This window comes from Methylobacterium sp. PvR107, from assembly GCF_017833295.1.
In the GTDB taxonomy this organism is placed as follows: Bacteria; Pseudomonadota; Alphaproteobacteria; order Rhizobiales; family Beijerinckiaceae; genus Methylobacterium.
Window position 1 is genome coordinate 4,980,384 of sequence record NZ_JAFIBW010000001.1, and the last position, 22,739, is coordinate 5,003,122.

21 protein-coding genes are annotated in these 22,739 nt (G+C 70.1%); 12 read left to right on the plus strand and 9 right to left on the minus strand.

What is annotated here, in order from left to right:
- Positions 1-110 precede the first annotated feature (110 nt).
- Positions 111-770 carry a DUF2155 domain-containing protein gene (locus JOE48_RS23510; protein WP_210033336.1) on the plus strand — a complete coding sequence of 220 codons (660 nt, stop codon included), beginning with the start codon at positions 111-113 and terminating at the stop codon, positions 768-770.
- A 209-nt stretch (positions 771-979) separates the two neighbouring features.
- Here JOE48_RS23510 and aat read toward each other — a convergent pair whose 3' ends face one another.
- From aat to JOE48_RS23530, 4 genes are all read right to left on the minus strand, one after another.
- Positions 980-1,657 carry a leucyl/phenylalanyl-tRNA--protein transferase gene (gene aat / locus JOE48_RS23515; protein ID WP_210033338.1) on the minus strand — a complete coding sequence of 226 codons (678 nt, stop codon included), beginning with the start codon at positions 1,655-1,657 and terminating at the stop codon, positions 980-982.
- A gap of 66 nt (positions 1,658-1,723) precedes the next feature.
- The gene (gene accC, locus JOE48_RS23520; RefSeq protein WP_210033340.1) at positions 1,724-3,076 is read right to left on the minus strand and encodes an acetyl-CoA carboxylase biotin carboxylase subunit; all 1,353 of its coding nucleotides are present in this window, start codon (positions 3,074-3,076) and stop codon (positions 1,724-1,726) included.
- 105 nt (positions 3,077-3,181) lie between these two features.
- Positions 3,182-3,655 carry an acetyl-CoA carboxylase biotin carboxyl carrier protein gene (accB, locus tag JOE48_RS23525; protein ID WP_210033342.1) on the minus strand — a complete coding sequence of 158 codons (474 nt, stop codon included), beginning with the start codon at positions 3,653-3,655 and terminating at the stop codon, positions 3,182-3,184.
- A gap of 151 nt (positions 3,656-3,806) precedes the next feature.
- Positions 3,807-4,589 (minus strand): DsbA family protein, encoded by a 783-nt coding sequence (locus JOE48_RS23530; RefSeq protein WP_210033344.1) that lies wholly within the window; start codon positions 4,587-4,589, stop codon positions 3,807-3,809.
- Positions 4,590-4,898: 309 nt separating this feature from the next.
- Between JOE48_RS23530 and JOE48_RS23535 the strand changes: the two genes are divergently transcribed.
- Positions 4,899-6,053 carry a pyridoxal phosphate-dependent aminotransferase gene (locus JOE48_RS23535; protein ID WP_210033346.1) on the plus strand — a complete coding sequence of 385 codons (1,155 nt, stop codon included), beginning with the start codon at positions 4,899-4,901 and terminating at the stop codon, positions 6,051-6,053.
- Between the two features lie 4 nt (positions 6,054-6,057).
- Here the strand turns inward: JOE48_RS23535 and gph are convergent, their stop codons facing one another.
- Positions 6,058-6,756 (minus strand): phosphoglycolate phosphatase, encoded by a 699-nt coding sequence (gph, locus tag JOE48_RS23540; protein ID WP_210033350.1) that lies wholly within the window; start codon positions 6,754-6,756, stop codon positions 6,058-6,060.
- 413 nt (positions 6,757-7,169) lie between these two features.
- Between gph and JOE48_RS23545 the strand changes: the two genes are divergently transcribed.
- From JOE48_RS23545 to JOE48_RS23575, 7 genes are all read left to right on the plus strand, one after another.
- Positions 7,170-7,634 (plus strand): hypothetical protein, encoded by a 465-nt coding sequence (locus JOE48_RS23545; RefSeq protein ID WP_210033352.1) that lies wholly within the window; start codon positions 7,170-7,172, stop codon positions 7,632-7,634.
- Between the two features lie 130 nt (positions 7,635-7,764).
- Positions 7,765-8,478, plus strand: a complete 714-nt coding sequence (gene rpiA, locus JOE48_RS23550) for a ribose-5-phosphate isomerase RpiA (RefSeq protein WP_210036012.1) — start codon at positions 7,765-7,767, stop codon at positions 8,476-8,478.
- Between the two features lie 43 nt (positions 8,479-8,521).
- Positions 8,522-9,097, plus strand: coding sequence for a DUF2059 domain-containing protein (locus tag JOE48_RS23555; protein ID WP_210033354.1), 576 nt, complete (start codon positions 8,522-8,524; stop codon positions 9,095-9,097).
- A gap of 42 nt (positions 9,098-9,139) precedes the next feature.
- Positions 9,140-10,360: an O-antigen ligase gene (locus JOE48_RS23560; RefSeq protein ID WP_210033356.1), complete on the plus strand. Its 1,221-nt coding sequence runs from the start codon at positions 9,140-9,142 to the stop codon at positions 10,358-10,360.
- Positions 10,357-11,739 (plus strand): glutathione-disulfide reductase, encoded by a 1,383-nt coding sequence (gene gor, locus JOE48_RS23565; protein WP_210033358.1) that lies wholly within the window; start codon positions 10,357-10,359, stop codon positions 11,737-11,739. Before JOE48_RS23560 ends, gor begins: the two co-directional genes overlap by 4 nt.
- 55 nt (positions 11,740-11,794) lie before the next feature.
- Positions 11,795-12,112, plus strand: coding sequence for an RNA polymerase sigma factor region1.1 domain-containing protein (locus tag JOE48_RS23570; RefSeq protein ID WP_210033361.1), 318 nt, complete (start codon positions 11,795-11,797; stop codon positions 12,110-12,112).
- A gap of 115 nt (positions 12,113-12,227) precedes the next feature.
- Positions 12,228-13,610: a class II 3-deoxy-7-phosphoheptulonate synthase gene (locus tag JOE48_RS23575; protein WP_210033363.1), complete on the plus strand. Its 1,383-nt coding sequence runs from the start codon at positions 12,228-12,230 to the stop codon at positions 13,608-13,610.
- 257 nt (positions 13,611-13,867) lie between these two features.
- On the opposite strand, the gene JOE48_RS23580 is transcribed toward JOE48_RS23575, so the two are convergent.
- On the minus strand, positions 13,868-16,750 hold the full coding sequence (locus JOE48_RS23580; protein WP_210033365.1) for an EAL domain-containing protein: 2,883 nt from the start codon (positions 16,748-16,750) through the stop codon (positions 13,868-13,870).
- Between the two features lie 212 nt (positions 16,751-16,962).
- Between JOE48_RS23580 and JOE48_RS23585 the strand changes: the two genes are divergently transcribed.
- Entirely contained in the window at positions 16,963-17,340 is a 378-nt protein-coding gene (locus JOE48_RS23585; protein ID WP_210033367.1) for a plastocyanin/azurin family copper-binding protein, read from the plus strand.
- Between the two features lie 16 nt (positions 17,341-17,356).
- Here the strand turns inward: JOE48_RS23585 and JOE48_RS23590 are convergent, their stop codons facing one another.
- Both JOE48_RS23590 and JOE48_RS23595 read right to left on the minus strand, forming a co-directional pair.
- Positions 17,357-18,631: an efflux RND transporter periplasmic adaptor subunit gene (locus JOE48_RS23590; protein ID WP_210033369.1), complete on the minus strand. Its 1,275-nt coding sequence runs from the start codon at positions 18,629-18,631 to the stop codon at positions 17,357-17,359.
- 92 nt (positions 18,632-18,723) lie between these two features.
- Entirely contained in the window at positions 18,724-19,428 is a 705-nt protein-coding gene (locus JOE48_RS23595) for a sulfate transporter family protein (RefSeq protein WP_210033377.1), read from the minus strand.
- A gap of 125 nt (positions 19,429-19,553) precedes the next feature.
- Here JOE48_RS23595 and JOE48_RS23600 point away from each other — a divergent pair, with 125 nt between their 5' ends.
- Together JOE48_RS23600 and JOE48_RS23605 are read left to right on the plus strand one after the other, a co-directional pair.
- Positions 19,554-20,891, plus strand: coding sequence for a flavin monoamine oxidase family protein (locus tag JOE48_RS23600; RefSeq protein WP_210033379.1), 1,338 nt, complete (start codon positions 19,554-19,556; stop codon positions 20,889-20,891).
- Positions 20,892-20,978: 87 nt separating this feature from the next.
- On the plus strand, positions 20,979-21,602 hold the full coding sequence (locus JOE48_RS23605) for a Crp/Fnr family transcriptional regulator (protein ID WP_210033381.1): 624 nt from the start codon (positions 20,979-20,981) through the stop codon (positions 21,600-21,602).
- Positions 21,603-21,621: 19 nt separating this feature from the next.
- On the opposite strand, the gene JOE48_RS23610 is transcribed toward JOE48_RS23605, so the two are convergent.
- Positions 21,622-22,620: a D-glycerate dehydrogenase gene (locus JOE48_RS23610; RefSeq protein ID WP_210033383.1), complete on the minus strand. Its 999-nt coding sequence runs from the start codon at positions 22,618-22,620 to the stop codon at positions 21,622-21,624.
- Positions 22,621-22,739 lie beyond the last annotated feature (119 nt).

Here is a 22,739-nt window from a genome sequence, read left to right on the forward strand (position 1 = left end):
CACCGGCGCCCTTTTGCCGCCACCGTTCCGGTGTTCATGGCGGGCCAATCCCGAACGTCCGCCGCGCAATCGTTGGCGCGGCCGGCCACCCTCGTCTAGGGGTCCGAGCCTTGAGCCGCATCACCGCCCTCGCACGCCGCGCGCTCCTGCCGAGCCTCGCGCTCGCCCTCTGCGCGGGCCCCGCCGCCGCCGACAAGATCAAGAACCCGACCGCTGTGTTCTCCGGTCTCGACAAGATCACCGGCCGGATCGTCTCCTTCGAGGTGGCGGTGGACGAGACGGTGCAGTTCGGTGCCCTGCAGCTGACTCCGCGGGTCTGCTATACCCGCCCGCCGACCGAGAGCGCCAAGACCACGGCGTTTCTGGAGGTCGACGAGGTGACCCTGGACAACAAGTATCGCCGGATCTTCACCGGCTGGATGTTCGCGTCGAGCCCGGGCCTGCACGCGATCGAGCACCCGATCTACGACGTGTGGCTCGTCGATTGTAAGGGCGGCGCCGACGTGATCGCCGAAGCGAAGGAGCAGGAGGACGTCCCCGCCGTCGCGGCCAAGCCCGAGAAGGCGAAGCGCCCGAGCAAGGACGCCACCAAGACCGCCCAGCAGCTCAACGCCGCCGGTCAGGTGGACGTGGAAGCGCCGCGCGGCGTGCCGGTCCAGCCCCGCCAGAAGCCCTCGCGCAAGTTCTTCCCGTCGAACGAGGGCCCCGCGGCGGCCCCGCCGCCGGCGCCGCAGCAGCCGCAAAACCTGTTCGACGCGCTGTTCCGCTGAGGCTCAGTCACACCGCCTTGGTTTGAAGGGGCGGGTGGCGTCAGCCTCTCCGTCATTGCGAGCGCAACGACGTGACCCAGGGCAGCGCGACATTTTCGAGCGTGGCGCTGCCGGATTGCTGTGCTCGGCTCACAAGGACGGCTGACCCAACGGCATCGGCTTAAGTCGGCAAGTCGCAGGGTGCCGCGTTTGGCGCAGGCATCCGAACGCTAGGCGCCGTCCGTGCCGCCCAGCGCGTCCAGCACTCGCGCACCCGTCACCGAGCCGTCGCAGGGCCAGACGTTCCAGTCGCCCGCATGGTCGAGGGCCTCGGCGAGCCGCCGCTTGTAGACGTGGCGCGGGAGTTCCTCGGCGCCGAACTGCGTCAGGTGTTCGGTGACGAACTGGGTGTCGGCAAGCCGGTATCGCCCCGCGCGCAGGCGGCCCATCAGGTGGACGAGGGCGACCTTCGAGGCATCGCGCACTTCGTGGAACATGCTCTCGCCGAAGAAGGCCGCACCCAGCGACACGCCGTAAAGGCCGCCGACGAGCTGGCCGCCGGCATAGACCTCCACGGTGTGGACGTAGCCGAGATCGTAGAGGGCGCCGTAGAGTTCGCGGATGCGCCCGTTGATCCAGGTGCGCTCGCTGTCTCGGCGGGGGGCAGCGCAGCCCTCGATGACACCCTCGAAATCCGTGTCGCAACGGATCTCGAACTGGTCGGACCGGACGGTCCGGGCGAGGCGCCGTGAGACCCGAAATCCGTCCAGGGGCAGGACGCCGCGCGCCTTCGGCTCGACCCAGTAGAGGGTCGGATCCTGGGCATCCTCGGCCATCGGGAAGATGCCGGCTGCGTAGGCCTTCAGCAGGATCTCGGGGGTGATGTCCACGCGGGTGGGATCGTGCATGGCGTCAGTGTCGCGCGCGGCCGGCCCGAAGGCCAGAGGCCGCGGCTGCCCCAGGATAGCGCGGCCTCAGACCTTCATGCCCCCATCTTCCAGGAAATGCTCCAGCCAGTGGATGTCGTAAAGACCGTTCTGCACGTCCGGGTTGCGGACCAGGGTCCGGAACAGCGGCAGCGTCGTGTCGATGCCGTCGATGACAAACTCGTCCAGGGCCCGTCGCAGGCGCATCAAGCACTCGTTGCGTGTGCGGCCGTGCACGATCAGCTTGCCGATCAGCGAGTCGTAGTTCGGCGGGATCCGGTAGCCCTGAAAGGCCGCTGAGTCGACGCGAATGCCGAGGCCGCCCGGCGTATGGTAGTGCGTGATCTCGCCGGGCGACGGCCGGAAGGTCTCCGGGTGCTCGGCGTTGATCCGGCACTCGATGGCGTGGCCCTCGACCTTGATGTCGGACTGGCTCACCGAGAGCGAACCGCCCGACGCAACCTGGATCTGCTCGATGACGAGGTCGATCCCGGTGATCATCTCGGTTACCGGATGCTCGACCTGGATCCGGGTGTTCATCTCGATGAAGTAGAACCGGCCGTCCTCGTACAGGAACTCGACCGTGCCGGCGCCGAGATAGCCGAGCTCCTTCATGGCGTTGGCGCAGATGCCACCGATCTCGGCGCGCATCGATTCGTTGAGCGCCGGCGAGCCGCCTTCCTCCCAGACCTTCTGGTGGCGGCGCTGCAGCGAGCAGTCGCGCTCGGCGAGATGGACGGCCCCGCCGCGCCCGTCGCCCAGCACCTGCACCTCGATGTGCCGGGGCTTCTCGAGGTACTTCTCGAGGTAGACCGCGTCGTCGCCGAAGGCGGCCTTGGCCTCGGATTTGGCCATGCCGATCGCCTGCTCCAGTTCGGCCTCGGAGCGCGCCACCTTCATGCCGCGCCCGCCGCCGCCCGCCGCCGCCTTGACCAGGACCGGATACCCGATTTCGGCAGCCACGCGCTTGGCGGTGTCGGCATCCTCGACGCCGCCTTCGGAGCCAGGCACGCAGGGAATGCCGAGCTTCAGCGCCGTGCGCTTGGCCTCGATCTTGTCGCCCATGGTGCGGATGTGATGCGCCTTGGGGCCGATGAAGCCGATCTGATGGTGCGCCAGTACATCGGCGAAGCGGGCATTCTCCGAGAGGAAGCCGTAGCCGGGATGAACCGCATCCGCGCCGGTGATCTCGCAGGCCGCGATGATGGACGGGATGTTGAGGTAGCTGTCGCGCGCGGCCGGTGGCCCGATGCAGACGCTCTCGTCGGCGAGCCGGACATGCATGGCGTCGGCATCGGCCGTGGAATGGACCGCCACGGTGGCGATCCCGAGTTCCTTCGCCGCCCGCAGGATGCGCAGGGCGATCTCGCCGCGGTTCGCGATCAGGATCTTGTCGAACATCGGACCCGTTAGGGCGTCCTGGCGATCCCGGACCGCGCAGGAGGCTCTATCCTCTGGTTAAGCGGCGTCTTCCAGGACTGAGCTGCGATCGGCCTGGCGGACGTCCTAGCTGATGACGAGCAGGGCCTCGCCGAACTCGACCGGCTGGCCGTCCTCGACGAAGATGGCGCTGACCGTGCCGGCGCGCGGCGCCACGATCTCGTTGAAGGTCTTCATCGCCTCGATGAGCAGCAGCTTGTCGCCGGCCTCGACCCGCGAGCCGATATCGACGAACGCCTTCGCGTCAGGCGACGGACGGAGATAGGCGGTGCCGACCATCGGCGAGGGCACGGTGCCGGGCTGCGATCGCGCCGGCTCTGCGGGAGCGAGGGCGGATGGCGCCGCGGACACGGCCGCCGGTGGTGGCGCCGCCGCCAGCGGAGCGGGCGCCGCGACCTGAACACTCACGGGTTCGAGACGCCGCGCCACGCGGATGCGCAGGTCGCCCTTCTCGACCTCGATCTCGGACAGGCCGGTCTCGGTGACGAGGTTGGCGAGCTCGCGCACGAGCTCGGGATCGATAGCGTCGTTCTTTGGCATCCGGCCTACTTCGTCTCGCGGCGCGTCAGTCCGTCCAACCGAGTCGGCGCTGGACCGCGGCCCTGCGGCTGGCGGCTCTTAGACGAAGGCGCCCCGCCGCGACAAGGCTGCACGCGACGCCTTCCATGGTCCAACGGCCCGGATCGTCAGCTCAGCAGGAGGCGTGGCCGCATTGGCGCACGTCGGCGATGGTCTTGCGCATCGGCTCGACGCCGACGGCACCGGGGATCACCTCGTCGCCGATGATGAAGGCCGGCGTTCCGGAGAGGCCCAGACGGTCGCCCAGACCCCGGTTCTCGCTGAGCGCGGTCTTCACCTCGGGAGAGGCCATATCCTTCTGCAGCTTGGCGGTGTCCGCGCCGAGATCCTTGGCGACCTGGATCGCCCGGGCGCCGTTCACACGGCCCTTGGTCTCCAGGAGCTTCTGGTGGAACTCGAACAGCTTGTCGCCCTTGAGTTGCTGGCGGACCGCGATCGCCACCTGGCTGGCCTCGAGCGATTCCGGGCCGAGCACCGGGAAGTCTTTGATCACCACCCGCAGCTTCGGGTCGGACTTGATCAGCGCCTGGATGTCTCCGAGCGCCTTCCGGCAGTAGCCGCAATTATAATCGAAGAACTCGACCATCGTGATGTCGCCGGTGGGATTGCCGGCGACCACGTCATGGGGGCCGTTGAGGAGCGCGTCGCGCGACTCCTTGAGGGCGGCGGCCTGGGCGAGGCGCTGCGTCTCGGTCTGCTGCTTCTCGGCCTCGGCGAGGGCCTCTTGAAGCACCTCGGGGTGCTTGATCAGGTAATCCTTGACGATGGCCTCGATGCCGGCGCGCTGCGCATCCGTGAAGGGCGCGGCGGGCGCCGCCGCATTCTGGGCGAGCGCCGGGACGGCGGCGAGGCCGAGCGCCAGGGCCAGCGCGGGCAGGGGGCGGATGAAGGGCATGGATCCTCGCTTGCGCGGCAAGCCGGCCCGCGCCTGGCGCGAGCGGTAGGGGCTGGGTTAGGCGTTTTCGCGGCATCCGGTCAAATCCCGCGGCGCCCGGGATCCAGAGCCGCCGATGCATCAAGGGCTGGCACAACCTGCCCGTCTGGATTCCGGGTTCGCCTGCGGCGCCCCGGAAAGGCGGGACGGGTGTCGTGAAAGGCTTAGCCACGCGCTCGACGCGTGGAGGCTTGGCGCCGGCTTGAGGCGGGAACCGCGAGGGTCTAACCCCCCCGGACCGCGGCTTCGCCCGGCGCAGAGCAGAACCCCATGACCCCGATCTCCCGGCGGGCCGCCGCCGTCCAGCCGTTCCTCGCCATGGACGTCATGGCCGCCGCGGCCGCCAAGGCGCGCGCGGGCGACGACGTGGTGCGCATGGAGGTCGGCCAGCCCTCGGCGCCGGCGCCGCGCGCGGTGATCGCGGCCGCACAGGCGGCTCTCGCCACCGGCCGCGTCCCCTACACGGAAGCTCTCGGCTTGCCCGCCCTGCGCGAACGGATCGCCCGCGACTACGCCGAGCGACACGGTGTCTCGGTCAGCCCGGAGCGGGTCGTGATCACCACTGGCTCCTCGGCGGGGTTCGTGCTCGCCTTCATGAGCCTGTTCGATGCCGGCGCCCGCGTGGCGGTCCCGCAACCGGGCTACCCGGCCTATCGCAGCATCCTGGCCGCCCTCGACCTCGTGCCCGCCCCGATGGTCCTGCGCGCAGCGGACCGCTTCGCACCGACCGCTGCCCTGCTGCGCGAAACGCATGCCCGGGAGCCGGTGGCCGGCGCCCTGGTGATGAGCCCGGCAAACCCGTCGGGCACCGTGATCTCCGAGGCCGCCCTGCGCGACCTCTGCGCGGCCGCGCGCGCGCTGGACCTGCCCCTGATCTCCGACGAGATCTATCACGGCCTCAGCTACGGCGTCCCGACGGTGACGGCGCTGCGCTTCGATCCCGAAGCCGTGATCATCAATTCCTTCTCGAAGTACCATTGCATGACCGGCTGGCGGGTCGGCTGGATGGTCGTGCCGGAGGCGCTGGTCCGCCCGATCGAGCGGCTCGCGCAGAACCTCTACATCTCGGCGCCCTACCTCTCGCAGGTCGGTGCCCTGGCGGCCTTCGACGCGACGGAGGAGCTCGATGCGGTGCGCGACAGCTACGCGCGCAACCGTGCGATCCTGCTCGGCGCGCTGCCCGGCCTCGGACTCGGGCGCGTCCACCCGGCGGACGGCGCGTTCTATCTCTACGCCGACGTGTCGGGCCTCACGAACGACGCCTCGACCTTCTGCCGGCGGATGCTGGACGAGGCCCTCGTCGCGGCGACCCCGGGCCTCGACTTCGACCCGGAGCTGGGCCACCACCACGTCCGGTTTTCGTTCGCCGGCTCGGAGGCCGAGTGCCGCGAGGCGGTGGCGCGGCTCCGGCTCTGGCTGCGCTGACGGCTCAGGCCGCCTCCACCGGCACGAGCGCGCCGACCGCCTCGGGCAGCTGCGAGAAATGCTCGATCACCCGGTCGGGCCCGAGTTCGGTCACCGGCCGGTCCGTGTAGCCGAAGGTCACGGCGACCACCGGAATGCCGGCGGCCTTGGCGGTGTCGATATCGGTCCGGGAATCGCCGACCATCACGGCCCGCGCCGGGTCACCCCCGGCGCGGGCGATCGTCTCGATGAGGTGGCGCGGGTCGGGCTTGAACTGCGGAAAGGTGTCGCGGCCGCAGATCGCCGCGAACCGGTCGCCGATCCCCAGGATCCGCAGCAGCTCCACCGACTGGCCCTCGTACTTGTTGGTGCAGACCGCGAGGCGGAAGCCCGCCGCCTCCAGCGCGTCGAGCGCCTCGACCACGCCCGGGTACAGGTGGGACGTGTCGGCGAGGTGTTCGCCGTAATGGGCGATGAAAGCGTCGAACAGCCGGTCGTGGTCCTCCGGGGCGAGCGAGCGGCCCTCCGCCTCGAAGCCGCGCCGGATCAGCGCCTTGGCGCCGGCACCGATCAGCCCGCGCGCCTGCGACAGCGGCAGCTCGGCGAGCCCCTCCCGCCTCATCAGCACGTTGAGCGTGCCGATCAGGTCGCCCGCGGTTTCCGCGAGGGTTCCGTCCAGGTCGAACACGGCGATCGGCGGGCGGGTCGTCGGTTCGGCGGACATTCTGAGAGGGCTCCTGCTGACTCGCGCCCTCGCTAGCTGGGCCGGCAGACGCGGGCAAGCCGGGCGACGGGATGGGAGCGGTGCCGTCAGCTCCCTGTTTCGCGCGCATCACAGGCCGCCCGCTTCGAGCGCATCATCCCCCGGCCAGTCACGTTCCGTGAATCCCAGTCACCCGTCATTCCGGGTCGCCGCAGGCGAGCCCGGAATCCAGAACCGCCGGCGAAGCCAGATCGTGCACCCGGAGCGCATCTGGATCCCGGGCTCCGCTGCGCGGCCCTGAAATACGGAGCAGGTGCGATTGCCCGAACAGGGCCGGCCGCGGAACCTGTACCCGTGCATCTCCCTGCCGGATGCCCCAGACTCGCCCGAAAGCCCAGCGACATGCACGGCATACCAGCCCTCCGGGACCGCCGATGAAACCCTCTCTGTCCATCCTCGCCGCTTGCGCCGCGCTTCACGCCGTGCCGGCCGCCGCGACCTCCTTCGAGTTCGTCCCCGCGCCGCAGATCGACCTCAACCGGATGTACCGCGTCGACAAGGTGACCGGCGAGGTGACGTCCTGCCAGTACGGTCTTCAGGAATCGGCCGGCGGCATCGGGCAGACAGTCTGCTTCGGGGCGGGCGAGGGCGCGGGTCCGCAGGTCCCGTCGGAATACGGGCTGGTGGCGAGCCGGCACACCCGTGAGGCTGGCGTCTTCCGGGTGAACTACCGGACCGGCGAGATGAGCATCTGCTTCGTTCTGGTGAAGAAGGAGCAGGTCGTCTGCACCCAGCAGGGCAAGCCCGGTGCCGAAGGTGCGTCCGACGCGCCGCTGACCGGCCCGGCTCCCGGCCGGGCCGGAGCCAGTGCCACACCGACACAGGGCGGGCGGCCGTAACGCGGCATCGTCGCCTCCAGCGTTCCGGTCGGCCCTGTCACGTGCTACGGGCCGGCGAACCTCCGGGGAAAGATCTTCGACCCATGACGTGCCATCGTTCGCTCCGTCCCGCCAAGCGGGCACTCTGCCGGTGAGCGGGCCGGATCTCCGCCGGGCCGCGGCCGCCCGCGCCCTCGACCTCGTCGAGCCCGGCATGCGCCTCGGGCTCGGCACCGGATCGACGGCCGCCGCCTTCGTGGCACTTCTCGGCGAACGGGTCCGCACCGGGCTCGACATCGTCGGCGTGCCGACCTCCGAGGCGACGCGTGCACAGGCCGAGGGCCTCGGCATCCGTCTTGCCACGCTCGACACGATGCCCGAACTCGACCTGACCATCGACGGCGCCGACGAGGTCGACGACCAGCTGCGGCTGATCAAGGGCGGCGGCGCGGCGCTCCTGCGCGAGAAGATCGTCGCCTGCGCGAGCCGCCGCATGGTGGTCATCGCCGATGCCGCCAAGCGCGTCAGCCGCCTCGGCGCCTTCCCGCTGCCGATCGAGGTCAATCCCTTCGGCCTCACGGCCACCCACCGCGCGGTCGAGGCGGCGGTCGCGGCTGCCGGCTGCGGAGGCGAAGTCCGGCTGCGCCGCCACGACGATGGCAAGCCTCTGGTCACCGACGGCGGGCATCATATCCTCGACGCCCATCTCGGCGCGATTCCCGATCCGGAAACGCTCGGCGCGGCGCTGTGGTCGGTGCCGGGCGTGGTCGAGCACGGCCTGTTCCTCGGGATCGCCGATGCCGCCATCCTGGCGGCCGCGCGGGACGGGCAGGCCGAGGTCACCGTTCTCGGCAGCCTCGCCTGAGGCGCCACCCTCCTCGCAGGCCCTCCTCGCAAGAAAGTCCAGCATGTCCCGACGCCTCACCGCCGCGCCCAGCCTCGCGCTCGGCCTCGCGCTTCTGGCACTCCCCCACGCGGCCTTCGCCCAGGCGAACAAGGGCGGCGCGGCCAAGCCGGCGGCACAGCCGAGCACACCGGCCGCCAATACTCCGGCCGCTTCGGCCTACACGCCGAGTCACCTCGCGCTCGCCCGTGAGGTGATGCTCAGCTCCGGCATCGCCCGCTCGTTCGACTCGGTGCTGCCCGCCTTTGCCGAGCAGATCCGCAAGCAGTCGGTGACCCGGCCGGAGCTGGCCAAGGATCTCGATGAGGTCCTGGCCTCGCTGCAGCCGGAAATGGAGCTGCAGAAGCAGCGGATGATCGACATCGCGGCGCGGACCTACGCGGCGAAGTTCTCGGAGGCCGAGCTGAAGGAGATCGCGACCTTCTTCCGCTCGCCCGCCGGCAAGCACTACGTCGAGGCGCAGCCGCAGCTGCTCGACGAGATGGTGCAGGAGATGCAGGACTGGACCCAGGACGTCTCGGAGTACGTGATGGTCCGCGTGCGCGCCGAGATGGGCAAGCGCGGCCACCAGATGCAGTGAGGGCGGCCGCTCCCGGCGGCGGATCACGGTGACGAAAACCCGATGAGCGCGGCGGGCCGGCTCTACGCGGCGGGCGGGGTGTTCCTCGCCGTCATGCCGCTCGCGATGGTTCTCGCCAACCGATCCAGCCCGGTCGTGGTCGGGCTGGCGGCGCTCGCCTTCCTGGCCGGCCGATGGGTCGAGGATCGCGCAGCCCTGCGGGCGCATCTGCTGGCGCCGCTGGCGACGCCCCTGGCCGGAGCCGCGCTCGCTTTCCTCGCCTGGGCGCTCGCCGGGCTGGTCTGGAGCCCATTTCCGGTCGTGTCCCTCCGGGTCCTGTCCGAGTTCCTACCGACCCTGCTTGCCGCCTACCTGCTGGCCTGCCTGGCGCCCGGTCGCATCCCGGCCTTCGCGCCAAGGCTCGCGGCGGCCGCGATCGGCCTCGGGGGCGTTGTGATCGCGGCGGACCTCGCCACGGATCTCGCCCTCGAACGGGCGCTGGGACGGCGGGTCGCCGCCTTCGTTCACAACCGGCCGGCGCTGACCCTCGATCTCGTGGCCGGCCCGCTCGCCCTTCTGCTGTGGCGCAGGGGCGCCCGCGGTCCGGCCGTGGCGGTGCTCGGCTTCGCAGCGCTCGGGGTGCTGCGCTCGATCAGCGGGGCCGCGCAGCTTGGCCTTCTCGCAGGCGCCGCGATGTTCGTCGCAGCCCGGCTGCTGCCGAAACGGATCGGCATCGGGCTCGCCGGCCTCGGGCTCGGCCTCGCGGTGGCGCTCGCGCCCGTGGAAGGCGATCTGCTCGCCCGAATGATGCCGGAATCGGCCCACGAGCGCCTGGTGCAATCCTCGTCCCGGGCGCGCGTCGCGATCGCGCGCAGCTTCGGGGCGGCGGTGGCTGCCGATCCCTGGCGCGGAGCGGGGACCGGTACGAGCGCACGATTCGCCGAGACGCCGGTCGCCCAGGCGTTGCCGGCCGAGATGCGGGTGCTCCTCGGCGTCGGGCATCCGCACAACAGCTTCCTGCAGGTTTGGGCCGAGCTGGGCCTGCCCGGCGCGATCCTGGCCGCACTCACCCTGATTCTGATGCTGGCCCGGGTCGCGCGGCTGGACGAGCTGGACCGGGCCGCGGCGCTCGGCCTCGTCGCCTGCGCGGCCGCGATCGCCTTCGTCGAGCATAACGGCTGGGCGGCGTGGTGGACGGCGGGGCTCGCCGCTGCCATCTCGTGGCTGCGCGAGGCCGCCCGGCCGCGCGCCGAGGCGGCATCCGGAAAGGACGGACCGGCATGAGCGATTTCGACGTCGACCTCTTCGTCATCGGCGGCGGTTCAGGCGGGGTCCGGGCGGCGCGGATCGCGGCGGGCTACGGCGCGCGCGTGATGCTCGCCGAGGAGTACCGGGTCGGCGGCACCTGCGTGATCCGCGGCTGCGTGCCCAAGAAGCTGATGGTCTATGCCGGCCGCTTCGCCGACGAGTTCGAGGATGCGGCCGGCTTCGGCTGGACCGTGGAGCGGCCGCGCTTCGACTGGAGCGTGCTCAAGAGCCGCCGCGACGCCGAGGTGACCCGGCTCGAAGGCATCTACGACGCCAACCTGATCCGGGCCGGCGTGGAGATCGTGCCCGAACGCGCCGTGATCGAGGATGCGCACAGCGTGCGCCTGCTGAAGTCCGACCGGCGCGTCCGGGCCGGGCGCATCTTGATCGCCGTCGGCGCGCATCCGATCCAGGAGCCGGCCGTGCCGGGCATCGAGCTGGCGATCACCTCCAACGAGGTGTTCGAGCTGGAGAGGCTGCCGGAGCGCATCCTGGTGATCGGCGGCGGCTACATCGCGGTGGAGTTCGCCGGCGTGTTCGCGGCGCTCGGCAGCCGCACCACCCTGCTGCACCGGGGCGACAAACTGCTGCGCGGCTTCGACGACGAGGTCCGCGACGCCCTCGCCGAGGCCTACGGACGCCGCATGGACCTGCGCCTCGGGCGCAAACTGACCCGCATCGAGCGGCAAGCCGGCGGCCTCTGCGCCCGGCTCGACGACGGCAGCGCGATCGAGGCCGACCAGATCCTCGTCGCCACCGGCCGGCGGCCGAACGTCGCCGGGCTTGGCCTCGACCGCGTCGGCATCGAGACGGACGCCGCCGGCGCGATCCCGGTGGACGCCTATTCGCAGACCAATGTCCCCTCGATCTACGCGGTCGGCGACGTCACGAACCGGGCCAACCTGACCCCGGTGGCGATCCGCGAGGGCCACGCTTTCGCCGACACGGTGTTCGGCGGCAAGCCGTCCTGCGTCGATCACCGCCTGATCCCGACGGCGGTGTTCTCGACCCCCGAGATCGGCGTCGTCGGCCATACCGAGGCGGCGGCCCGCGAAATCTACGGCAAGATCGACGTCTACAAGGCGCGGTTCCGCCCCATGAAGGCGACGCTGTCGGGTCGCGAGGAGCGGATCCTCATGAAGGTGCTCGTCGACTGCGCCAGCGACCGGGTGGTCGGCGTCCACATCTTCGGCCACGATGCCGGAGAGGTGATCCAGGCGGTCGGTATCGCGGTGACCATGGGCGCGACCAAGGCCGATTTCGACCGGACCATCGCGGTCCACCCGACGGCGGCCGAGGAGTTGGTGACCCTGCGGGTCCCGGAGGTCACCAAGCACCCCGTCGGCGTCGGCTGAAGCCTCCGCGGCGGCAAGGCCTCGACGCGGTGCCCGACCGAGCCATATCAGGGGTATGGGCAAGCAGGGCGCAGGTAAGGGACGACGCGGAGACGACGCGCATGCGCGCCGGCAGGCGATCATTGATGGCCTGCTGGCGGACGCGTTGCGCCCGACCTTCCATCGCCCGCCGAGCCACGAGGCGCTGGCGGCCGATATCCGCGGCGCCATCGACCAGCTCCTCGCGAAGGCCGAGGCGCAGCGGAGTCGGAACCTGACCTACGACGACCTGGAAGAAGCCCTCCCGCCGCGCGACGTCTCGGCGGAAGACCTGGAGGCGATCTTCTGGATCCTGGCCGAGCACGGGATCGAGGTCGAGGACGGCGAGGCCTGACGCCGGGGCGCGCCTGCCCCCGGTTTCCGGCACTCGCAACTCCGCGGGAACCTCTCTATAAGCCGCGCTTCGCGCACGAGGCGCGATCGCACGAGAGGGTGCGCGGAGAGAGGTCATGGGCGAGCGTTGGACACCGAAGAGCTGGAGGCATCTGCCGATCGAGCAGGTCCCCACCTATCCGGACGCCGCTGCCCTCGGTGCGGTCGAGACCCAGATCGCGAGCTTTCCGCCGTTGGTTTTTGCCGGTGAGGCCCGCAAGCTGAAATCGGCACTCGCGCGCGTGTCGGAGGGCGAGGCGTTCCTTCTTCAGGGCGGCGACTGCGCCGAGAGCTTCGACGAGCACTCCGCCGACAACATCCGCGACTTCTTCCGGGTGTTCCTGCAGATGGCGATGGTCCTCACCTTCGCGGGCGGATCGCCGGTGGTGAAGGTCGGGCGCATCGCCGGGCAGTTCGCCAAGCCACGCTCCTCGCCCACCGAGACCCTCGAGGGCGTGAGCCTGCCGAGCTACCGGGGCGACATCATCAACGGTATCGACTTCACCGAGGAGTCGCGGATCCCGGATCCGCGCCGTCAGCTCGAGGCTTACCGCCAATCGGCCGCGACCCTCAACCTGCTGCGCGCCTTCGCCACCGGTGGCTACGCCAACCTGGAGAATGCGCATCGCTGGATGCTGGGCTTCGTGAAGGATTCGCCGCAATCCTCTCGCTACCAGGATGTCGCCGGCCGGATGACCGACGCCCTCGATTTCATGCGGGCGATCGGCATCAATCCGGAGACGCACCCGGAGGTGCGGACGACCGATTTCTACACCAGCCACGAGGCCCTGCTGCTCGGCTACGAGGAAGCGCTGACCCGCGTCGACTCGACCACCGGCGACTGGTACGCGACCTCCGGGCACATGCTGTGGATCGGCGACCGCACGCGGCAGCCGGATCACGCCCATGTGGAATATGCCCGCGGCATCAAGAACCCGATCGGTCTGAAATGCGGCCCGTCCATGAAGGCGGATGGCCTGATCCGGCTGATCGATCAGCTCAACCCGGAGAACGAAGCCGGGCGTCTGAGCCTGATCTGCCGGTTCGGCGCCGACAAGGTCGGCGATCACCTGCCGGCCCTGATCCGGACCGTCGCGCGCGAGGGGCGCAAGGTGGTGTGGATCTGCGATCCGATGCACGGCAACACGATCCCGGCGGGCCGCTACAAGACCCGGCCGTTCGAGCGGGTCATGCAGGAGATCGAGGGCTTCTTCGGCGTTCACCGGGCCGAAGGCACCATCGCGGGCGGCATCCATCTGGAGATGACCGGCAAGGACGTCACCGAATGCACGGGCGGCGCCCGGGCGCTGACGGCCGACGATCTGCAGGACCGCTACCACACCTACTGCGATCCGCGCCTGAACGCCGAGCAGGCGCTGGAAGTCGCGTTCCGCACGGCCGAACTGGTCAAGGCCGAGCGCAGCCACGTGGAGCGTCCGCGTCTCGACGCGGCGGAGTAACGCGCCGTCCACCGCAGCCGCCGATGTCCGCATCCGGCCGCGGGAACGCCACCCTGTGATCCCGGGGCCGCGCTGCGGAGCCCGGGATCCAGCCCCGCCGACGCGGCGCATTCGAGCATCGTCGCGGTCATCGGTTCCAGGCTCGCCTGCGGCGCCCCGGAAAGACGATGGGGCAGGCTCGGCTCGGGCGACGGAATGAGGCTGGCAGACAAAGCCCTGAGCGAAAAAATCGGGTTCGTTCCGTTCGGCCCCCCCAGTCAGGCAATAGCCCGGCTGGTGCCATTCCAGCGGCGGATCACGTCGGCGACCTCCGAGACCGGGACAGGGCGGCTGAACAGGTAGCCCTGGACCTCGTCACAACCCTCCGCCCGAAGCTGCGCCAGCTGCGCCTCGGTCTCCACGCCCTCGGCGGTCGTGGTCATGCCGAGGCTGGCGCCGAGGCCAATCACCGCGCGGACGATGAAGTTGGTCCCGTCCTTGATGCAGAGGTCGCGCACGAAGGATTGGTCGATCTTGATCTTGTCGAAGGGGAAGCTGCGCAGGTAGCTCAGCGACGAATAGCCGGTGCCGAAATCGTCCATGGCGACCCGCACACCCAGCGCCTTCAGGCTGTGCAGGATGGCCGTCGTGGAACCGGGATTCGCGACCAGCACCGATTCGGTGATCTCCAGCTCCAGTCGCCGGCCCGGCAGGCCCGTGCGCCGCAGGGCCTCCCGGACGGCCGTGACGAGGCTCGCCGACGTGAACTGGACCGCCGAGACGTTGACGGCGACCTTGAGGCCGTCCGGCCAGTGGGCGGCGACCTCGCAGGCGCGGCGCAGCACCCATTCGCCGAGCGGCACGATCAGTCCGAGTTCCTCGGCGATCGGGATGAACTCGGCCGGGGAGATGAAGCCGCGGACCGGATGGTTCCAGCGCAACAGGGCCTCGAAGCCGCAGACCCGGTCGGTGTCGAGGCTGTAGATCGGCTGGTAATAGACCTCGAAGGCCTCGCGGGTCAGCGCCTCGCGCAGGTCCCGCTCGAGGATCCGGCGCGCCTGGAGTCGGGCATCCATCTCGGGCTCGAAGAACCGGAACGAACCGCGCGCCTCGGTCTTGCCCCGGTCGAGGGCGACCTCGGCATTCTTCAGGAGCTTGTCGCAGCTGGTGCCGTCACTCGGCGCCAGGGTGATGCCGATGGTCAGCCCGACGCTGATCTCATGGCTGCTCAGGCTGTAGGGCGCGCCCACCACCTCGATGATCCGGCGCGCCAGCACTGCGGCGTCCTCCGGCCGGTCGATGCCGCGCTGAACCACGATGAACTCGTCGGCGCCAAGCCGGGCGACGCAATCGATCTCGCGCACGCAGGCGGTCAGCCGGTTGGCCACAGCGGCGAGCAGCTCGTCTCCGACACCGTGCCCGAGGGTCTCGTTGACGGGCCGAAAATCGTCGAGATCGATGGCGAAGACCGCGAAGCCGTAATCGCGCCCCGCCTGGGCGACCGCCATGTCGATCTGCTGGCCCAGGGCCACCCGGTTCGGCAGCCCCGTGAGCATGTCGTGATGGGCCAGGAAGGCGATGCGCGCCTCGGCGCGGCGGCGCTCGGTCACGTCCTCATAGGTGGCCACGAAGCCGCCATCGGCCGTCTCGCGCCGATCGATGGCGACGATCCGACCGTTGCTGAGTTCCTGGAAATGCGTGCGCCACGCGCCGTTCTGGAAGGCCTCGCGCTGCTGGCGCACCAAGGTGTCGAGGTCGCAGCCCGGATGATTGCCGGCCACGAGGCTGGCCGTCATGACCTCGAGCGTCGTCATCCCGGGCGCCACGGCGCGCGGAGGCAGGCCGTAGATCTCGCTGTAGCGCCGGTTGACCACCATCAGGCGGTCTTGTGCGTCGTACAGGCAGAGCCCCTGGGACATGTTGTCCAGGGCCGCGTCGAGGCGGAGATTCGTGAGGGTCAGCCGGTCCTCCTGCTCCTTGAGCAGGCTGATGTCGCTGCAGACGGCGATGAAGCCGCCTTCCTGGGTCGGGCTGCGGCTGACCCGCAGCCAGCGTCCGTCGGCGAGCTGGATATCGCCGTCCCGGGCGAGCGCCCGGACGCAATCCTCAAGCGCCTCCGGACCTTCGCCCCGCGAGCCCCCGGCCAGCCGCGCCAGGGAGATCCCAGCCTCGATGGCAGCGCCGAGCCCCTCGAAGAACCGCAGCGCCTGGGTGTTGGCAAGGGCGATGCGGCCGGCCGCATCGACCACCACCACACCCTCACGCGATGTCTGGAGCGCGTCCGTCACCAGCGCCTCGGCGACGCGGCGCTGGCTGACCTCGCGGGCCATCATCGCCTGGATGTTGTCGCGCATGACGGCCATGGAGCGAAGCAGGCTGCCGAGCTCGTCGCGCCCGCCGGCCAGGATGCGCGCGTCGAGGCGGCCGCTGGCGATGCGCTCCGCTGCGGCGGAGGCGGCGGCCAGAGGCCCCGTGATGCGTCGGTTGAGCAGCCACGCGATCAGCCCGCAGATGATGACCGCAAGGGCTGCCGCGATCGCATTGACCTGCATTTCCCGAGCGACGAGGACACGGGCCGCCTGCCGGAAGGTGAAGCCGTCGCCCGCCGTGTAGTTCACCAACAGATCGATCTGGTTATCGACCGCGTGCGCCCGCTGATCCAGCTCGTCCCAACGTTCCGAAACGGCCGTGGCGGGGTTCAGCGTTCGGCGCATCTCCTCCCATGCAGCCACGCCCGCCTGTACCGCGCCGGCCGTCCGTACGGCCCGGTCCGACTGGGAGCGCTCCACCGCGATCGTCAGGTCCTCGGCCAGCGTCGTCGAGAGATCCGCAATCTCCGCGTCCAGCTTGGCGGCCTCCGTTGCATTCTGGGCGTGCATCCTGCGCGCGAAGACGGTCCGCATCTTGGCGAAGTCCGCCGCGGTCGCCCGCGCATAATTGATGGACATCAGCGATTCGTCGTAGGTGCGGTTGATCAGCGTGCCGATATGCGAGATCGCCACCACCGCGTAGAGCCCGAGCAGGCCCGACAGCAGGCTCATGCCGAGGAAGGCCACGAAAATCCGGCCGCGAATCGTCGTGAAGAAACCCAGATGGCCGCGCGCCGCGTACGACAGCCTTGCCCGTGGCTTATCGTCAGTCGCTGTCTCGGGGTCTCGCATCGCACCGGCCGCCGCGTCACAGGTGCGATCCCATGTAATTGCTACATGTTAAGAGGCGATTAGCCCGAGGCTTTCCGAAAAGGAATCAATAGCGTCCGCGAACTTCGGTACAGGGCCGCCGAATGCGTTCGATTTAGGACATATCACGCATTCGGAAAATGATTTCTCAATGAAACGTCGGCTAGGCTGATCCTCAGAACCCGAGGAATAGCATGTCCGCCAATCAGTTCCGGTTCTTCGCTTCCCGGCCTCCGCGACGGGCGGCACTCGTCGTGTCGGCTCTGGCCCTTGGGTTGGGTTGCGGAGTGCTGCTTGCCGGACAGATCCAGGCCTCGACGATCGCGGTTTCCCAGAAGGGCCGGATGTTTCATCCCGGCAATCTCACGGTCACCCGCGGCGAGACCGTGACATTCGTGAACGACGACAGTGACCTGCTGCATCATGTCTTCGTCGAATCCGACACCTTCACCTTCGATTCCGGGGACCAGGAACCGGGCAGCCGAACCCCGGTCACCTTCACCGAGCGAGGCACGTTTCAGGTGCTCTGCGGCATACACCCCAAGATGAAGCTGGTCGTCCGGGTGGATTGAGGCCGCGGAGCCAGGTTCAGCGTTGTGCCGAGCGCAGCGGCGCCGCTTCCGGAGTCGCTTTGAGGCGCTCGATCGCCTGGCCCTCCCGAAGTTCGGGCGCCGGGCTGTAGATGATCTGGCTGTCGGCCGACAGGCCGGACTCGAGCTCCAAGGTCCGCCCGAGATCGCGCTGGACCTGGATCGTCCGCCATTTTACCCGGTCGTCAGGACCGACCTCGGCGACCTGCAGACCGTTGCTGTTGAACACGGTCGCCTCGGCCGGGATCGCGACGCTGGGCGCTGTGCGCGGGATCTTCAGGGTCACGTAGGCGTAGAGCCCGGCGCGCAGCAGGCGGTCGGGATTGGGCACATCCACCTGCGTCGTCAGGGTGCGCGAGGCGGCGTTCAGGGCGACCGAGCTGCGCTCGACGAATCCGCCGAAAGTCCTGCCCGGCATCTGGGGAACCGTGATGACCGCTTGAACGCCCGGCTTCACGCCGACCGCGTCGTTCTGCGGGACATTCACGGTGATGCGCAGAATATTGTCCTGGTCGATGCCGAGGAGCGGCGTACCGCCGTTGTCGGCCCGCACGAGATCGCCGACATCGACGTTTCGGACCGTGACCACGCCGTCGAACGGCGCCACGACCCGCTCGAACGCCGTCAGCGCCCGCAACCGATCGACCACGGCCTCCTGGGACTTGATGTTGGCAGTCGCGACCTTCACGCCGGCTTCTGCAGCGGCCAGCGTCGCCGCCTGGGACAGCACGCCCGCCTGCGCGTTGTCGGCGTTCTGCCGGGACGCCCAGCCCTGGACGGCGAGCGTCGTGGTCCGGTTGTTGGTGAGATTGGCGAGATTCACGTTCGCGCGCGCCTGCTCGACCTGCGCCTGAGCCTGCAGCAACTGCGCCTTCAATTGGCCGACCTGAGCCTCGGCCTGCGCCAGCTGCTGGTCGAGGTCGGGCGCGGCGATCCGCAGGAGCAGGTCGCCGGCCTTGACCCGCGAGCCGATATCGACGCGGCGCTCGGCGATGTAGCCGGTGGCGCGGGCGGCGATCGCCGCCGTGGTGAAGGCCTGCATCTCACCTGGCAGCACGAGATCCAGCGGGCCCTCGGCCCGCTCGGCCGTGACCGTGCGCACCTGCGGGATCAGATTTTTGATCGCCTCCAGCGTCGCGGTCGCGTCGGCGTCCCGCTGCCAGTGCCCGTAGGCGCCCCAGGCGAGGAGGCCCGCTCCGGCGAGGACGACGATCACGAACGGCATCTTGCCGGGCGGCGGCGGAACGTCCTCGGCCGCGTCGTGCGCCTTCATCGATCGGCTCTCCGCCCGGACGCTTGGCCGGCTCTCGCAACCTAGCGGTCGCGGAGCCTCTCGGCCAGAGCGGGCTTTGGCCGCATCGCCGCCTAGTTGGGCCGCGGTCTGGCGGCGAGCGCGCGCCGGCTGAGCCGCTTGTGGAGGTGGACCATCAGGGCGATCCCGAACAGCGGCGTCAGCAGGTTGACGATCGGCACCACCATCATCGCGGCGAGCATGCAGCCGGCGCCGAGCGTCCGGACCGCGAAGACGCGCCGCATCTCGGCCGCCTCGGAGAGGGGTCGGAACCGGGCGGCGGCCATCTCGAAATACTCGCGGGCGAGCAGGTAGGCATTGGCCCCGAAGAAGGCCGCGATGCCGATGACCGGGACGAAGAAGATCACCAGTGCCGCGAGGTTGACGAGGAGCGTGAGGCCCGCGAAGCGCACCGCGTACATCATGGCGGTGCCGAACGGCATGGCTCGACCGGGCGGATCGTCGGGGAAGTCGGTCCGCTCGACAATCTCGGCCGCGTCGTCGAGGAAGAACCCGGCCACCAGGATCGAGACCGCCGGCATCAGGTAGACCAGCACGACCACGAGGCCGAATCCCGCCAGGTAGTAGGCGAGGCTGTCGAGGATCGGGTACTGGGCGGAGATGTGATGGTTCGCCTGGAACAGCTGGATCAGCCGGGTCAGCCCGAGCCAGACCAGGGCCAGGAGTCCGAGCGTCAGGCCGAGGGATTTCCAGAGGATCGCCCGCATGGGCGGCGAGAAGGTCTGGCGCAAAGCCGCCGCGGCGGACTCGACGAGCATCGGGCGATAGGTCCGGCCTGCGCCGGCAGCGGCGCGGCTGCGTTGTGAAACGGGGCGGCACCGGGCGCAAGGTCGAAGCCGTCACAAGTGAGCGGGTACGGGGAAGACGTGTGCAGGATGCAGCGATGACGGTCTCGATCCCACCGGCTGCCGCCGCGCGGAGCGCGGATCCGCCGCGCGGACCGGCCTACCGCCCGCTTCTCGCGCCGTTGCCCGCGGCGCCGGAGGTCCTGGTGATCGGGGCGGGGGCGGCCGGGATCGGCGCGGCCCGGGTGCTCGTCGCGCGCGGCGTGCCGGTGACGGTGCTGGAAGCGCGCGACCGGGTTGGCGGGCGTGCCCACACGGTGTCTCTGCGCGGCCATGCCCTCGATCTCGGGGCCCACTGGCTCCATGCGGGCCCGATCAATCCCCTCGTGGCGCTGGGCCGGGCACGCGGGGAGCGGCTCCGCCGGGCGCCGCAGGACAGCCATGTCTGGGTCGGCGGCCGCCCGGGGCGGGCCGACGAGGTGCGGGCCAATGCCCGGGCGTTCGCGCGGGCCGACCGGGCGATGACCCGCGGCGCCGCGCAGCCCGGCGCCGACAGGCCGGCGGAGAGCGCGCTCCCGCCCGGGCTCGGGCCCTGGGGGGCGCGGGTGGCGCAGGTGCACGGGCTGGTCTCCGGGCGTCCGCTGGACGAGGTCTCGCTCCACGATTTCCCGAGCCTGGAATACAGCGACAACTTCTTCCTCGCCGACGGTTACGGAAGCTATCTCGCCCGCCTCGCCGACGGGCTGCCGGTGGCGCTCTCGACGCCGGTCACGCGGATCGACTGGTCGGGCGGCCGCGCCCGCGTCACCGCCGCGGACGGCACCGTGCATACGGCCCGCGCGGTGATCGTCACCGTGCCGATGATGGTCCTGCGCGACGGGCCGGGCTTCACGCCGCCGCTGCCCAACACGGTTCGCGCCGCCATCGACGGCTTCCGCACCGGCATCTACGAGCACGCGGTGCTGCACTGGCCGTCGAGCCCGTTCCGGGGCCGCGACCGGCTGGCGGCGATCCACGGCCGACGGCATGCACCGCCCGGATTGCTGACCCGGATCGACGGCACGCCGTTCCACTATTACGAACTCGACCTCCACGAGGCCGCTTCCATCGATGCGGCCGGGTCGGGGGCGGACGGCGTCCGCCGGCATGTCCGCGCGGTCCTGGCCGACCTGTTCGGCCGGGCGCGGCTACGCGACCTGTCGATCCCGGCGGTGAGCACGTGGCGCCACGACCCCTGGTCCAAGGGATCCTGGGCCGTGGTCCCGCCGGGCCACGCGCCGGCGCGGCACGTCCTGCGCGAGCCCCTCGGCGACACGCTCTGGTTCGCCGGGGAGGCGCTGTCGCGCGAGCAGTGGGGCACGGTCGGCGGCGCCTACGCGGAGGGGACCCGCGCCGCCGAGGCCGTGGCCGGGCGTATCCGCGCGGGCACAGCCTGAGGTTCGCGCGCCCATCCTGCAGCCGGGCGGCTTGCCGCGGCCGGGCAAGACGGGCATCCCCCGGACACTTCGCGTCGGGGGGCGGCCATGGATTGGATCGAGGGGATCGGCTACCTCGGCACCGCATTGACCATCTCGGCCACCGCGATGAGCACGATGATCCCGCTGCGGATCATCTCGCTCTGCGCGAGCTGCGCGGTGATCACCTACGGGATCCTGATCGGCAGTATGCCGGTCGTGCTCACCGAGCTGATCCAGATGCCGTTCAACGCCTACCGGCTCTGGCAGATGATGCGCCTCGTCCGCGACGTGGAGACGGCCGCCGACGGCGACCTGTCCCTCGAATGGCTGCGGCCATTCGGCTCGCGGCGCCCGTTCGGCATCGGCGAGGTCGTGTTTCGCAAGGGCGATACCGCCGACGAAATGTACTACATCGAGAGCGGCGCGTTCCGGATCCCGGAGGTCGCCATCGAGGTGCGCAAGGGCGGCATCGTCGGCGAGCTGGGGCTGCTGTCGCCGGGCAACGCCCGCACCGCCTCGCTGATCTGTGTCGAGGCCGGCCACGCGCTGTGCGTGTCCTATTCCGACGTCAAGCAACTCTACTATCAGAACCCGGAATTCGGCTTCTACTTCCTGAAGCTGACGAGCGAACGCCTGTTCCAGAGCGGCCAGCGCTCGCCGGAATCCGCGACCGCGGCCGACACCCTTTAGGGGTGCCGGCGCGCTCCGGTCACAGCATGCTCGGCAGGATCCGGTCCGGGGGCCGGTGGCCGTCCATGAAGGTCTTGATGTTGATGATGACCTTCTCGCCCATATCGATGCGGCTCTCGTAGGTCGCCGAGCCCATATGCGGCAGCAGCACCACCTTGCCCTGGCGGGCGAGCTTGACGAGCCGCGGGCTGACCGCGGGCTCCTGCTCGAACACGTCGAGGCCGGCCGCCGAGATCTCGCCGCCCTCGATCAATCGGGCCAGCGCGTTCTCGTCGATCACCTCGCCGCGGGCGGTGTTGACCACGACCGCCTCGGGCTTGAGCAGCTTGAGCCGCCGCGCCGAAAGGAGGTGGTAGGTCGCCGGCGTGTGCGGGCAGTTGACCGACACGATGTCGACCCGTGCCAGCATCTGGTCGAGGGATTCCCAGTAGGTGGCGTCGAGCGCGCTCTCGATCGCCGCCGGGACCCGGCGCCGGTTGTGGTAGTGGACCTGCAGGCCGAAGGCCCGGGCGCGCTTGGCCAGCGCCTGGCCGATCCGCCCCATGCCGACGATGCCCAAACGCTTGCCGGTGATCCGCCGGCCGAGCATCCAGGTCGGCGACCAGCCCGTGGTCCACTCGTCGTCCGGGATGATGCGTGCGCCTTCCGTAACCCGGCGGGCCACGGCGAGGATCAGCGCCATCGTCATGTCGGCGGTGTCCTCGGTCAGGACGCCGGGCGTGTTGGTGACCGTGATGCCCCGCTCCAGGGCCGCCGCCACGTCGATGTGATCGACGCCGTTTCCGAAATTGGCGATCAACCGAAGGTTAGGACCGGCCTGGGCGATCAACCCGGAATCGATCTCGTCGGTCACGGTGGGGACCAAGACGTCGGCCTCGCGCAGCCCGGCCGCCAAAGCGTCCGCCGTCATCGACGCGTCTTCGGAATTGAGCCGGACGTCGAACAGCTCACGCATCCGCGTCTCGACGGCATCCGGAAGGCGCCGCGTCACGACCACCAGCGGCTTGCGCTTCGACACGTCTCTCTCCCCGTCGGACCCGCGGCCCTGGTTGCAGCTCGTGCCCGGCGGCTCTCGCCCGGACCGCTTCCCGCAAGCGTCCGTTAACCGAACTCGGCCAGACAGGATCGATCACGAGG